The 13,782-nt window shown below is 66.7% G+C and carries 12 protein-coding genes; 7 read left to right on the forward strand and 5 right to left on the reverse strand.

The annotated features are described in order from the left end of the window. The first annotated feature begins 19 nt into the window (after window positions 1–19). The 6 genes from A5702_RS23090 to A5702_RS23115 are packed head-to-tail and all read left to right on the forward strand — an operon-like array spanning window position 20 to window position 7,065. Complete coding sequence (locus tag A5702_RS23090) at window positions 20–1,330, forward strand: amidohydrolase family protein (RefSeq protein ID WP_082956174.1); 1,311 nt, start codon at window positions 20–22, stop codon at window positions 1,328–1,330. Beyond that, window positions 1,327–2,523: an acyl-CoA dehydrogenase family protein gene (locus A5702_RS23095; RefSeq protein WP_068224085.1), complete on the forward strand. Its 1,197-nt coding sequence runs from the start codon at window positions 1,327–1,329 to the stop codon at window positions 2,521–2,523. Before A5702_RS23090 ends, A5702_RS23095 begins: the two co-directional genes overlap by 4 nt. Then, complete coding sequence (locus tag A5702_RS23100) at window positions 2,513–3,598, forward strand: acyl-CoA dehydrogenase family protein (protein WP_068224087.1); 1,086 nt, start codon at window positions 2,513–2,515, stop codon at window positions 3,596–3,598. Before A5702_RS23095 ends, A5702_RS23100 begins: the two co-directional genes overlap by 11 nt. A gap of 32 nt (window positions 3,599–3,630) precedes the next feature. Then, on the forward strand, window positions 3,631–5,730 hold the full coding sequence (locus A5702_RS23105; protein ID WP_068224089.1) for a CoA transferase: 2,100 nt from the start codon (window positions 3,631–3,633) through the stop codon (window positions 5,728–5,730). Beyond that, a complete protein-coding gene (locus tag A5702_RS23110; protein WP_067816288.1) occupies window positions 5,720–5,950 on the forward strand; it encodes a hypothetical protein in 231 nt (76 codons plus the stop codon). The genes A5702_RS23105 and A5702_RS23110 overlap by 11 nt, the downstream gene beginning before the upstream one ends. Beyond that, window positions 5,947–7,065, forward strand: a complete 1,119-nt coding sequence (locus tag A5702_RS23115) for a thiolase family protein (RefSeq protein ID WP_068224091.1) — start codon at window positions 5,947–5,949, stop codon at window positions 7,063–7,065. Before A5702_RS23110 ends, A5702_RS23115 begins: the two co-directional genes overlap by 4 nt. Before the next feature lie 8 nt (window positions 7,066–7,073). On the opposite strand, the gene A5702_RS23120 is transcribed toward A5702_RS23115, so the two are convergent. Beyond that, on the reverse strand, window positions 7,074–7,625 hold the full coding sequence (locus A5702_RS23120) for a TetR/AcrR family transcriptional regulator (RefSeq protein ID WP_068224093.1): 552 nt from the start codon (window positions 7,623–7,625) through the stop codon (window positions 7,074–7,076). Window positions 7,626–7,809: 184 nt separating this feature from the next. Here A5702_RS23120 and A5702_RS23125 point away from each other — a divergent pair, with 184 nt between their 5' ends. Next, window positions 7,810–9,024, forward strand: a complete 1,215-nt coding sequence (locus tag A5702_RS23125; RefSeq protein ID WP_068224096.1) for a cytochrome P450 — start codon at window positions 7,810–7,812, stop codon at window positions 9,022–9,024. 18 nt (window positions 9,025–9,042) lie between these two features. On the opposite strand, the gene A5702_RS23130 is transcribed toward A5702_RS23125, so the two are convergent. The 4 genes from A5702_RS23130 to A5702_RS23145 form a co-directional block, all read right to left on the reverse strand. Beyond that, the gene (locus A5702_RS23130) at window positions 9,043–10,332 is read right to left on the reverse strand and encodes a phosphotransferase family protein (protein ID WP_197506672.1); all 1,290 of its coding nucleotides are present in this window, start codon (window positions 10,330–10,332) and stop codon (window positions 9,043–9,045) included. Window positions 10,333–10,394: 62 nt separating this feature from the next. Next, a complete protein-coding gene (locus tag A5702_RS23135; RefSeq protein ID WP_068224100.1) occupies window positions 10,395–11,252 on the reverse strand; it encodes a mycofactocin-coupled SDR family oxidoreductase in 858 nt (285 codons plus the stop codon). Between the two features lie 53 nt (window positions 11,253–11,305). Continuing rightward, entirely contained in the window at window positions 11,306–12,526 is a 1,221-nt protein-coding gene (locus A5702_RS23140) for a CaiB/BaiF CoA-transferase family protein (protein ID WP_068224102.1), read from the reverse strand. Between the two features lie 11 nt (window positions 12,527–12,537). Next, complete coding sequence (locus tag A5702_RS23145; protein WP_231965166.1) at window positions 12,538–13,740, reverse strand: cytochrome P450; 1,203 nt, start codon at window positions 13,738–13,740, stop codon at window positions 12,538–12,540. Between the last annotated feature and the right edge of the window lie 42 nt (window positions 13,741–13,782).

Genomic DNA, 13,782 nt, shown 5'->3' on the forward strand with positions numbered 1-13,782 from the left:
TTAGTTTAGGATTCTTCAGGTGATTGATCCTCTCGATCTGGTACTCATCAGCGTCGACGACCACACCGTGGAACCGCCCGACATGTTCGTCGGCCGGGTGCCCAGTCGCTACGCCGAGGACGCCCCGCGCATCGTCGAGGACGCCGACGGCGTGTGTTTCTGGGTGTACGACGGTTTGCAGCTGCCGAACATCGGGCTCAACGCGGTCGCGGGTCGGCCCAACGACGAATGGGGATTCGAGCCGTCACGGTTCAGTGACATGCGGGCCGGGTGCTACGACGTGGACGCGCGGGTCAGCGACATGGACGCGTCGGGTGTCCTTGCGTCACTGTGTTTCCCGTCATTCCCCACCATCTCGGGCGCGCTGTTCACGTACCGCGGCGACCGCGACGTGTCGGAGGCGATGGTGCGTGCCTACAACGACTGGCACATCGAGGACTGGTGCGGCCGGCATCCCGACCGGTTCATCCCGATGGGGATCCTGCCGTTGTGGGACCCGGCCCTGGCCGCCGGCGAGGTGCGGCGCCTGGCGGGGCGGGGCTGTCGCGCGGTGACGGCGCCTCAGCACATCGGCAATTACGGGCAGCCCCCCTGGCAGGATTCGCACTGGGACCCACTGTGGGAGGCGCTGTGCGAGGAAAACACCGTGGTGAACATCCACATCGGGACGGGCGGCGGGATGCCGGTGCCGTCCGACCTGACCACCTACCTCGCGTACAACGCGATGATCCCCCTGGACACCCAGCGGTTCACCGCCGATCTGTTGTTCTCCCCGGTGCTAACCAAGTTTCCGTCCATCAAGTTCTCGCTGTCCGAAGGCGGCATCGGCTGGATCCCATTCCTGTTGGAGCGCTTCGAGGACATCTACTCGCGCCAACGTGCGTGGACCGGCGACGACCTCGGCGCCGGGCTGACCCCGACGGACGTCTACCGCCGCAACTTCATGTCGTGCTTCATCCGCGACCGGGTCGGCATCGAGATGCGGGAGCGCATCGGGGTGGAGACCATATGCTGGGAGATGGATTACCCGCACTCGGACAGCAGCTGGCCGGATGCCCCCGAGCAGCTCGCCGCCCAGCTGGAGGGCTGCACGCCCGACGAGGTGGAGGCCATAACCTGGCGTAATGCGGCTCGCGCCTTCGGCTACACCGGCGTCGAGCGACGTGGCAGGGAAAACTGCACCGTCGCGGCGCTGCGGGGAAGGATCGCCGGCCTTGATCTCTCGGCGCCGAAGGTGGATGCCGGACGCGCACCGAAAGCCGGCGCCACGGCAATCACCTACGGCGACATGAAGGTACGGATGGCGTCGATCCTTCGCGGTGGGGCGTGACCGAACCGGATTACGGGGTCGTCCTCACCGAGCCCGATCGGCAGTTCCGCGACGAGGTCCGCGCCTTCGTGGCATCGGCACTGACGGACGACGTTCGGGGCTCCAGCCGCGCCGAGGCTGACCGGCTGCACCGAATGCTGCTGTGGCAGAGCCGGCTTCACGACGCCGGCCTCGCCGCGATCTCCTGGCCCGTGCAGTTCGGCGGTCGCGCCGCCACCCCCGTGCAACAGCTCATCTTCAACGCCGAGATGGCCGCCGCGAACGCCCCGGAGCCCATCAACCGCAGCGCCGTCAATCAGCTCGGCCCCACCATCATTCAGTGGGGTACCGACGAGCAACGCCAACGCTACCTGCCCAAAATCCTTTCGGGCGAGGAAGTCTGGTGCCAGGGCTTCAGCGAGCCCGACGCGGGTAGTGATCTCGCCGCTCTGAAGACCAGGGCCGAGGTTCACGGTGACGAGTTGGTCATCACCGGCCAAAAGATCTGGACGTCCAAGGCCCAGTACGCCGACTGGATCTACATCCTGGCGCGCACCGATCCGGCAGCGGACAAGCATCGAGGAATCAGTTACATCCTTGTGCCCCTTGACACGAGCGGCATCGAGGTGCGCCCGATCCGCCAGATCACCGGGCAGGCGGAGTTCAACGAGGTGTTCTTCGATTCGGTCCGGGTACCGCTCGCGAATGTGCTCGGGCCACTGCACGGCGGTTGGCAGGTCGCCAAATCCACGCTGGGCTACGAGCGGGTGGGCCAGAGCCGCACCCACCGCATCGAACGGCGGCTGGCGATTCTCGTCCGGATGGCGCAGGAGCAGGGGGCGCTGGGACACGAGGGCCGGGGCGGCGACGGCTACGTGGCCGATCGGATCGTCGGGTTCGCCGCGCGAGTAGAGGCGTTGCGTCAAATTGCCGCGCAGGCAACGGCCGCCGGCATCCGGGGTGTCAATCCCGGACCCGAAGCATCGGTGGCCAAGCTGATGACCTCGGAGGTCGACCAGGCGATGGCCGATTTCGCGCTGGAAATCGCCGGAGGCGCCGGAACCCTGGAGCGCGGCTCGGTAGGGGCGACGAAGAATGGCAACGTCGCACAGAGCTACCTGCTGATGCGGGCCGCAACATTCGGCGCGGGCACATCGGAGATTCAGCGCAACGTGATCGCCGAGAAGCTGTTGGGGTTGCCGCGTGACCCCTGATGGCCCGTCGTCGCTGAGCGAACTTGCACGCAGCGCGGCCGAACTCGAGCAGTTGCGGGCGTCGGCCGATGGCGTCCTTCGAAAGGTGTGGTCTGCCAGCTCTTTTCGGAGTCTGCTTGATGGCCCCGGCCCGGTGTTCGACCCGAAGCTGTGGCAGACGATCGTCGAGGCCGGGTGGGCCGACGTCTTGGTTAGCCAGGCCGCCGAGGGCGGAGGGGGCGGGCTCCGTGATCTGTGCGTGCTGGCCGAGGCCGCCGGCGCGGCGTCGGCCCCTGTCCCGCTTGCGATGGCGGCGGCCGCGGGATGGTGCGAGAACCGCTGCGCCGACGGGATCGGTCTGCTGCTACCCGAGCGCGGTGAGCGCACCGCGGCGGGCGTCTCCGGAGTGTGGCCGCTCGTGCCGTTCGGTGCGGTCGCAACCAAGTTGTTGGTCTGCGCGGGCGACGGCGAGTCCGCCGTGCTCGGGGTTGTCGACCCGGCGGAGGCGGGCGTGGTGCGCGAGCCGGTGACGCCCCTGGATCACAATCCCGGCGCACGAATCACGCTGAGCGATACGCCGATTCAGGTCCTTGAGGCTGGGCCGGGTGCGGCCCGCCGCCACGGTGAAGCCGCGCTGCGCGGCCTGATCGGGCGGGTGGCCGAGTTGGTTGGCATTGCGGCGGCCGCCAACGAGGCGGCAACCGAGTACGCGAAGCTGCGCGTCGCGTTCGGCCGCCCGATCGGCGCCTTCCAGGCGATCAAGCACCGCCTGGTCGATCAGCGGTGCGCGATCGAGATCGGGCGGGCGCTCGTCAATCGGGCCGCCGACGCGTGCCAACACGGGCATCCCGAGGCCCCCGCACTGGGCTCCCTCGCTGCCTTCTGGGGCATCGACGCGCTGCGTGCCGTGCCCGAGGGCGCCACCCAGGTATTCGGCGGCATCGCCTACACCTGGGAACACGACGCGCACATCTACCTCCGCCGCGCGGCGAGCGCGGCGGCGAACCTGGGCACCCGCGCCTACCACCGAGAGGTGGCCACGCGGTGGCTGACGGCGCGTCACCCGGGCGACCGAGACCGGGAGAGTGTGACGTGAATCGAGAGGGCGACACGCCTTTCCTATCGGGTGTGCGGGTGCTTCAACTCGGTGACGGAATCGCCGGTTCGGCCGCCACGGCGCTGCTGGCCGGCCTCGGCGCGGAAACGACGAAGGTGGTTGGTGCCTGCCCGCCTCACCGGGGCGGGCCCGTGATCGATACCCCGGCCGGACCGGTCGCGGCGGTGGACCTCACCCTCGATCGCGGCAAGCGCATCGTCGACCCACCGACAAACCTCTCGGCATTCATCGACGAACACGACATCGTGATCGTCGACCACGGCGCCGCCGTCGCACCACCCGCCGCCGAGAACGCGGTTGTCGTGACGGTCAATCCGTTCGGCATTGACGGGCCACGCTCGTCGCAACCCGGCGGCGAGCTCGTCGCGCAGGCCGCCGGCGGCATGCTCGCCACGATCGAGGGGTCGGACGGAGCACCGGTCCCGGCGCCCGGTTATGTCGCGCTGAAGGCGGCGGGAGCCGTAACCGCGCTCGCGGCATTGCATGGCCTCGATCGGCGCAACGACAGCCACGGTTCGGTGCTGGTCGACGTGTCGGTGCAGGAGGCGGTCGCGTTCACCGCTGCGTTGCCGGAATGCGCCCACGTGCTGTACGGGTGTCCCGGGCGGGCGGGCAGCGGCCGTTATCTCGCGCCGTCGGGACTGTTCCCCTGTCGCGACGGAATGGTCCGCATCACGGCGGTCGAGAACCACCAGTGGCGGGGTCTGCTTGCGGCGCTGGGCCATCCGGCCTGGGCCACGGGACTCGACGAACGACAGTCGCGCATCGATCACGCCGATCTGATCAACCGACACGTGGCGGCGTGGGCCGCGACGCGCGACAAAGAAGGCTGTGCGGCCCTGCTTCAGGCCAACGGCGTGCCGTCCACACCGGTGAACACGCCGCAAGAAATTGCGACCTCGCCGCAGTTCGTGTTTCGCGACGCGGTGTCCGCGGCACATCTTGGCGGGGTCGCCCTGTGCCTGCTCGAACCGCCGTGGCTCACCTACGGCGGGGGAGTGGCGGATCGCCGCCGTACCGGTCGTCTGAGCGATTTGCGGGTCGCCGAGCTGACTCACGTCCTGGCCGGGCCGATCATCGGGGCGCTGCTCGGCGCCATGGGAGCACGGGTCTTGCGGCTCGAAGATCCCGAGCGCCTTGACATTTATCGGCGTACCGGCCCCTTCGCCGCGGGGCGGCCCGGCGTCGAACGGGGTGCGTATTTCGCCGTCGCCAACCATTCCAAGCAAAGCCTGTTGATCGATCCGGCTCGCGCGGTGAACGACGTCGCCGCGGCGCTGTCGGACGTTGATGTCCTCATCGAAAACGTCGGTAGCGCGCGACTTGCCAGGCTCAATGTGGAGCCCACCGCCGTGGCAGGTTCGGGCAGACTCGCCGTTCGGGTCTCCGGCTTCGGATCCGACGGGCCCATGGCCGGATATCGCGTCTACGCCAACAACGTTCAGGCTTACGGGGGGCTAGCGGGGCTGACCACGGGCGCGGACGGGTCACCGGCGCGGCTGGGCACGGTGATCGCGGACCCGCTGTCCTCGGTGGTGGCGGCGGCGGTGATCGCCGCGTGGGCGGTCGGGCCCGCGCGTGACACCGGCGCCGTCATCGATCTCTCCATGGCGGAGGTCGTCGCGTCGACCGTGGCCGAGTTCGTCACGGCGGCCTCCGCTTCGGGTAGTTCAGACATCGGCGATGCGGCGCATCGCGGCGTCTACCGCGCCGCCGACGGCCGTTGGGTCGCCGTTGAAATCGCCGAACCCGACGAGTGGAAACGGCTCGCAGAAATCACTGCGGTATCCGATGATTCGCGGCATCCCACGGTGGCCGAGAAGCTGGCGGACCTGGTTGCTGCCGCGTCGGCCGACAAGGTGGCCGCGCGCCTGAGCGGGTCGAGGGTGCGCGCCGCAGCGGTGCAGCGGGCGGAGGACCTGGTTGCCGACCCGCATCTGGCGGTTCGCGGATTCTTCCCCGAGATCGCGCACCCCGACCCGGACATCGGAACCGCCCGCCTAGTTGGTCTGCCATGGCGATTCGTCGGTCACGGCCCCATCCCGCTCAAGCCGCCGCCCGCCCTGGGCAACGCGAACGCGCACGAAGGAGGTATGACGAATGTCGGATGATCGCCGCGCGACCGTGTGGGCTTCGACCTTCGTTCCGGGAAAGTCACCGATCCCCGGGTACGGTCAGGACGGTTACAGCGTCGCCTGGGTCGACACCTCTGACGGGCGGCTACAAGTGTTGGTGTCCGGGCCGCGTCCGGCGCCGGGCACCGTCGGCCGGGTCGTCGAAAAGACGTTGGAGGACAACCGCATCACCCTCTTCGAGGCGCAATCAGAATGACAGGTACGCACGTCGCCGGTATCGGCGTCACACCGTTCGGTAAACACGCCGATACCGCGCTGGCAGCGCTCGGCGTGGCGGCCGCCGAGGCCGCCCTCGCCGATGCGGGTATCGGCTATGACGCTGTGGGCGAGGTGTTCACGTCCTCCTCGATGGCGCCGCCCCAGACCGGCCTCAAGGTGGCACTTCGCCTGGGCCGCAGCGGTATTCCAGTGACCGCCATCGAGAGCGCCTCGGCGGGAGGCATGGTCGCCCTGCGGCACGCCGTGTGGGCGGTTGCCTCCGGTCGCTGCGCCACCGCATTGGCCATCGGCTACGAGAAGACCACGGCGCTGGAACCCGGCGGCGTGGTGCCGGCGGCGGTCGACTTCTGGGATTCCTTTCCGCCCCAGATCCACTACGCCATCGAGGCGAATCGGTGGCTGTATGAGACAGGTTGCGGGCCCGAGGTTTTCGGAGCCGTCGCGGCAAAGTCATACAACCAGGCTCGTCTCAATCCGCTGGCGGTGCGGCGCAACGACAACGAGGTGACCGTCGAGCAGGTGATGTCGGCCCGGATGGTGGCCGAGCCGCTCACCAAGATGATGTGTCACGCGTCGGTCGACGGCGGCGCGGCGATCGTCGTAACCGCCGGGCAGCGGCCCCGGTCCGTGGGGATCAACGCGATCGAGCAGACGAGTTGGCCCCGCGACCCGGGCTGGCCACTGGCCGGTCCGTGCGTCGGTCCGCCTTCGCAAATCGCGCTGACCGCTCGGCGCGCGTTCGACGCGGCGCAGGCGGGGCCGCACGACGTCGGAGTGGTCTCCCTACATGACATGTGCGCCAGCGAAGAGGTCACCGCACTGATCGCACTCGGCCTCGTCGACGTCAAGGACGCCGCCGAACTCGTCCAGTCGGGCGGGTTGGGATCCAAAGGCAGGCTGCCGACCAACACCGATGGCGGCTGCCTTGCCCGCGGGCACGCGTTTGGTGCGACGGGACTGGCCCAAGTCGCCGAGGTGGTGAGTCAGCTTCGTGGAGAGGCGGATTCGCGGCAGGCCGCCGATCCCCGCGTCGGGCTGGCGCAGGCGATGGGCGGCGGTGGGTCCTGCGTGGTGGCCGTGCTGGGTCGATGATTCGGCCCTCAGCTGGAGTCTCCGTAAGACCGGCCGAGAAAGCGTTCGACGAGGGCGCGTTCGTCGGCGGGGTCCCTCACCGGCCACCACCACAGCGCCAGGAAGGCCCGGATAAGCCATTGGGCGGCAAGGGGATCTGCATTGTCGGATCCGAGCATGTCGTAGGCGAGTGCGGTGACAGCGGGGGAGTTCGTGAGCCACTCGCTGCGCGGCATCGGCGCCGTCTGCATGAGCTGAGCCAATGGATCAGAGCGCATGCGCTGCAAAGCCAGGATGGTGGCCGTCACCACTCGTTCGCGGCCGGTCAGGTCTTTGATGGCCTCGCGCACGGTGTCGACGATGCGGCTCGCCTGGAGAGCAACCACTGCGTCTCTGATGGCCGCCTTTCCGCCGGCGTGCCGGTAGATCGTCGCCGGTGAGCAGTGGACCGCTTCGGCGAGGCTCTCGATGGTGAACTCGTCGTATCCCACGTGCGAGATGAGATCGGCGGCCGCTGCATATATCCGTTCGGCGGCTGCGCTGCGGCGATCCCGGCCCACCAGCCAGTCGTTCTGTGCCATGCAACCCTCCGTGTACAGCTCACAGGCACTTCCCTCAGCCTGAGAATTTTCAGCAACAATTCTCAGGCTAACGCGCTGGTCCTCCCGCGCAAGGGGTTTGGGGTGCGCGGATGGCGCGGCGGGAGGCTTATCAACCTTTCCTCGCGCTATTGACCGCGCCGACGGTCACATTCAGCCTGGGTCTATGGCGGTCTTGAGCGACCCGGTCGATTTCTTCGGTGCCGAGGCTTTGCAGGATCCGTATCCGATGTATGACCGGATGCGCGCGACGGCTCCGGTGCATCGCGTCGCCGATTCCGACTTCTATGCCGTGTGTGGCTGGGACGCGGTGATCGAGGCCGTCAGTCGTGTCGAGGACTTTTCGTCCAATCTCACGGCAACCATGATTTTCCGCGAGGACGGCAGCATCGCAGCGTTGCCGATGATGGAGGCGGGAAGCCCCGCCCACGCCCTGGCCACTGCCGATGATCCGGCGCACGCGCTGCACCGCAAGATCTTGCTCCCACACCTGTCCGCGCGCAGGGTGCGGATCATCGAGGAATTCGCCGCGACGACCGCCGAGCGCCTGTGGGAGGAGAACCTGCGCCACGGACGCATCGAGTGGATGAGCGCGGTGGCGAACCGGCTTCCGATGATGGTGGTCGCCAAATTGCTGGGCCTTCCCCACGCCGATGTCGACAAGCTGATCCGGCTGGGTTACGCCACCACCACCCTTCTCGACGGGATTGTCAGCGAGGCGCAGCTCGCGGAGGCCGGGGCTGCGGCGTTCGAGCTGGCCGAGTACGTCATGGAGCATTTCGAGAAGGCTGATACCGCGGACAAATCCGGATTGATACCGGACATGGCCGCTCGCTACGCCTCCGGCGAGGTGGACCAGGCCGTGGCGATGAGCATCATGCTCACGCTGTTCAGTGCCGCCGGCGAGTCGACCGCCTCGTTGTTGGGCAGTGCGGCATGGATTCTCACCGACCGCCCCGAGGTCCAACAGCGGCTCCGTGAAAGCCCGGAATTATTGGGCGCTTTCATCGAAGAGGTTCTGCGCTACGAGCCGCCGTTCCGTGGGCACTACCGCCATGTGTGGCGCGACACCACACTCGGTGGGGTGGAAGTGCCGGGGAATGCGCATTTGCTTCTTTTGTGGGGAGCGGCCAACCGCGATCCCGAGCACTTCGAATCGGCCGACGAATTCCGTCTCGACCGCAGCAACGCGAAAGGGCATGTGACGTTCGGCAAGGGTGTGCACTTCTGCGTCGGGGCTGCCCTGGCAAGGTTGGAGGCTCAGATTGTGTTGAAGATGCTTTTGGAGCGCACCACCTGGATCGACGCGTGTGACGTCGGAGATTGGCTGCCCAGCATCCTGGTTCGGCGTCGCAAGCGTTTGGAGTTGGCGGCCCGGTAGCCTCCTTCCGCGCGGGCGTCAGCGGCCGAGTAAGCGGGCCAGGGGTGTCAGCGGGTACACGCCGCCTGCGCGGTTCAGAACCGGTTCCAGTAAACGCATTTGCCGCATGATGCGGCGGTGGAACAGCCGAATGAGTTCGGCATCCATGTTCTCGGGTGCGCGCAAGACGAATGCCTCCAGCGCCTCGTCCCCCGCGCGCCAGTCCGGGTAGCGGGAGCCGAGCAGGCGTTTGAGATCGTCGAGGTCTTCGGATTCAATTGCGGGGCCTTGCCGGCAGAGGTCGGCGACGTAGCGTGCGGTTTGCGCGGTTTGATGGCGGCGAAAGCGCTCAACTTCGGTCTCGGCGGGCAATTCCTCGATGATGGGCGCCAATGCGTCGATAAGGCCGCCGTGCCGGACATCTGCCGCCTGCGGAAGTCGGTAATCGTCGAGGACGATGCCCTCGACCGCGGCCATTGCTTCGACGGCGTTGAGCGAGCATTGCTGAAACCACTCCTCATATTGCAGCAAGTCACTCATCGGAAAAGGGTTGTGCACGATCATCACCAACGAGAGAGGCGTGGTGAGCGCGAACTGCGCGGTGTGGAACTCGACCACCGGCAGGTCCAGTTCTACGCCAGAGACCTCCTCGTAGCGCCGAAACGCGCGCTCGAGGTCGCCGAAGGGCTCGGAGATGTCGCGCAGGCGCAGCCCTGCGAGGTCATGCGCGGTGTCGCCGAGGTAGGCCAGTTCGACGTCGAGCAGTCCGGTCACGCGCCCATCGGCGAACATGAACTGTCCGGGATCGCCCAGGACGAAGCGAGGGTCGAATCGATGCGCGGGAACGTGGCGGCGGATCCAGCCGATGCCGAATTCCAGAAACGGTTCCGGGCGCTTTTTGGTAGACCGGTACCGCGCGACGGACTCTTCGAAGCTCGACAACGCTTGCTGTTGAGGAGTTTTGGGTAGTTTGAGTCCGACGGCGGAGAATTCACCCGGATCCAGCCGATGGATCCGCGCAAGGATTTCCATGTATTCATCGATGACCGAGTTGCGCTCTGCTGCGCTCGGCGAGGTTGACAGATTGGTGGCGCCGGGCAGGCGATCCATCACGATGGCCGGTGGTGCGTCAATCCGGCCGTGAATGTGCGGAACTGGAATTCCTTGCTTCTCCAGGGCTTCAAGGACGGCCGCTTCCCGATAGGTGGACAAGGAGAAGTCCATGCCCGCGCGGTCGCCGCGCACATACAGCGGCATGATTGTGCCGTCACGTTCGACGTCGGCGAACCAGGCAGGACGCCAACGTGGTTGGCGCTCGAAGGTCCGCACGGGCCCGAGGTGACTCTCGAGCCAGCTTCGTACCGCCTCATCGGGTGTCATGTCAGGTGAGGTCAGAAACCCATTTTCAGCGCGGCGCCGGCGTCGATGAACATCTGCAGTCCGGTGACGTATCGCGATTCGTCGGAGGCAAGGTAGACCACGGCGTGCGAGATGTCCTCGGGCTGCACCCAGGGCACCGGCATCGCCTGCAGCATCGGGTAGATCACAAAGGCGTCGTCGTGGGTCGGAGCCTCCAGGTCAGGCCGAAACGTCTTGTACATCATCGGGTTGTTCATCATCGCGGTGTTGACGTTCGTCGGATGCACGGCGTTGACGCGTATCTCGCGCGCCGCCAGCGTCATCGCCATGGATTTGACCCAGTCGCGGACGAACTTCTTTGCCAGACCGTAGCCGAGCCCGCCGGGACCCGCGTTGCCGCCACCGTTGAACATATCGTGTTGGGAGACCAGTCCGGCGATCGAGCCGGTGGCGATGATCGACGCACCGGTGTCCAGATGGCCAAACGCGGCGTTGACGGTGTTGACCACGCCGAGAAAGTTCACGTCGAGCACGTCGCGGAACGCCGGATACCCCTTGTGTTCTCCGTGCGGGCAGATGCCGGCGTTGGCGACGACGACATGCAGCCCGCCCAGTTGGGCGACGCCGTCGTCGATCGCCTTCTTCAGGGCAGCCCGATCCCGCACATCCGCCACCGCGGTGACGACGCGTCGGCCTGCCTTCTCCACCAACTTCGCCGTCTCGTCGAGGTCGCTCTTGCGTGCCATCGGGTAATCGTTGGTCGCGATGTCGTCGCAGATGTCAACGGCGATGATGTCGGCACCCTCGTCGGCGAGATGGACTGCGTGACTGCGTCCTTGACCGCGCGCGGCGCCCGTGACGACCGCTACTTTGCCGCTGACTCGATTCATCTGCTTCCTCCGTTGTTGGCTCTTTCGCCATCAGGCCATGAAGGTCATCTGGTTCACGCGATGGTTCCGCTGTCCTTGAGGGCGATGATGTCGTCCCAGTCCTTGCCCACTTCGAGTAGCAGCGCTTCAGTATGTTCCGCGAACTCCGGTGTGGGGCCCAGGGTGAACGGTGTCTGATCGAAGAGCACGGGGCTCGACACTAATTCGAGGGCACCGCCGCTGCCTTGGATGGGCGCGATGACGCCGTTCGCCCTAACCTGCTCGTCTGCCGCGACATCCATCGTGTTCTGTACGGGCGCCCATTGCCCTTCGAAACCGGTCAGCGCTTTGCGCCAGTGCTCGAGGGTTTGGCTCCCAAGCACCTCGCGCAGGATCGCAGTTGCCTGCGCCGCGTTGCGGGTTAGCAGTTCGTGGCTGGCAAAGCGTTCGTCGGTGGCAAGCTCGGGGAGCCCGACCCGCGCACAGAAGTCGGCCCAATAGCGGAAACCTTGCATCATCGACAATCCCATGTAACGCCCGTCGCCGGTGCGGTAGAAGCCCACCAGCGGATTGTGCGGGGCGACGTTGGCGCCGGCGGGGTTGGCCTGCCACGGCTCTCCGGAGATCAGCGCGGCGTTGACGGCTACCCCCATCGCCCATACCCCCACTGCGAGCAGCGACACATCCACGACCTTGGCCTCACCGGTCCGATCACGCGCGAACAGCGCCGCAGCGATTCCGCCGGCAATTGTCATGCCGCCCATGGAGTCTCCGTACGCCGGGCCGGGTTGTGCGACAACGCCAGCCATATCGGGCGGGGTGACGCTTGCCGCGCTACCGCCTCGGCTCCAGAAGCCCGTCATGTCGTAGCCACCGATGCCCGCCTCGTCGCCGAGCGGTCCGTATGCGCTGCCCCGCACATAGATGATGTCGGGATTCGCCGTCCGCATGTCGTCGACGTCGATCCGCAGTTTGGCACGGGCGTCGGGCAAGAAGTTCGTCAGGAACACGTCGCTCGTGCGGGCAATGTCCATCAGCAATTCATGGCCGGCCGGTGTCGAGATATCCAGGGCGACGGATCGTTTACCGCGGTTCGCGTGCTCCATGACGGGGTTGCGGTCGCCGGCGATCTGTACGTTGCCGAGCTGACGTAGGCCCCGCTGGGCATCGCCGGTGCGCGGATGTTCGATCTTCACTACGTCGGCGCCCCAGTCCGCCAGCACCGCTCCGGCGGCCGGCACGAAGGTCCACTGGGCAACCTCGAGGACGCGTACGCCCGCCATGGGTCCGCTCATGGGCACGCCCCTCAGCGGTAGTCGAGCACGACAGGCAGGTGGTCGTGCGTGTGCACCAATGTCGACACCCGGGGCACTCGGTCGCCGACCACGTGAATCCCCTTGGCGCGCCGCGCTACTTCCTCCAGCAGCAGACGGGCTTCGCGTCGAGCCAGGGCGGCGCCCATGCAGAAGTGCTCGCCGACTCCGAAGCCGAGGTGATTGGCGGCGTCGGGGCGGTGGATGTCGAACTGTTCGGCGGTCGGGCCCCAGTGGTCCCGGTCGCGGTTCGCGGACGCATAGGCGAGCAGCACCCCGTCGCCTTCCTTGACCTCCGCACCGCGTAGCCGAACGTCATGGGCCGCCTGCCGGGCCATGCTCATCACCGGCGTCCAGTAACGCAGCACCTCCTCGACGGCGTTGCCGCTGAGGCCCGGATCGGCGAACAACACCGCCGATTGGTCGGGATGAGAGTCGAGACAATCGGCGATTCCCGCGATCAGGCTCTGTGTCGTCTCGCTGCCGGCGGCGAGCAAGGTGAGCGCGTAGATCATCACCTGCATGTCGTCGAAGGGCTCCCCGTCAACGGTCACCTGGGAGAGCATCGTGAGCAGATCGTCCTGCGGATGCTCCTTGCGTTGGGCCACGAGGCCCATCAGATAGGGCCCGATGTGTTCGAAGATGAACGCGTAGTCCTCATCGCTCGCGGCCCCCCCACCGACGTTGGCGATGGTGGTCGCCCAGCCCGCGACCTTGGGCCAGTCTTCTTCGGGCACTCCCAGCAGGTAGGCGAACACATACACGGGGATGGGCTCGGCGACCCGTTGAATCCAGTCGAATTCACCGTTCGGCAGGTCGTCGAGCACATCGTTGACGACCTGGCGTACCCGTGCCTCCATCTTGGCGACCGCGGCCGGTGTAAACCGCACGCCAACGGCCTTGCGGTGCACCCGGTGCACCGGCGGATCCATGAACATGATGCCGCGGTTGCCGTACCCCTGGGGGTCGCGGCCCTCCCGGTGCGCGATCAGGTCCATCATGATCCCGATGCGCTCCGACTTGAACTTCTCGGGTCGAGCCGAGATGTTCTTGATGTCATCGTATTTGGTGATCACCCAAAACTTGCCCTCGTCGTACCAGTGCACCGGATCGTGCTCGCGCAGCTGCGCGAACGTGGCGTTCGGGTCGCCGAGGTAGAACGCCGGTTCGTCGAACCGGGCGGCTGTGATCGTCACCATAAGACTGAACAATAGAACATCGACTGTTAATCTGCGAGC

Origin of the sequence: Mycobacterium sp. E3339 (genome assembly GCF_001666915.1) — a bacterium.
GTDB lineage: Bacteria > Actinomycetota > Actinomycetes > Mycobacteriales > Mycobacteriaceae > Mycobacterium.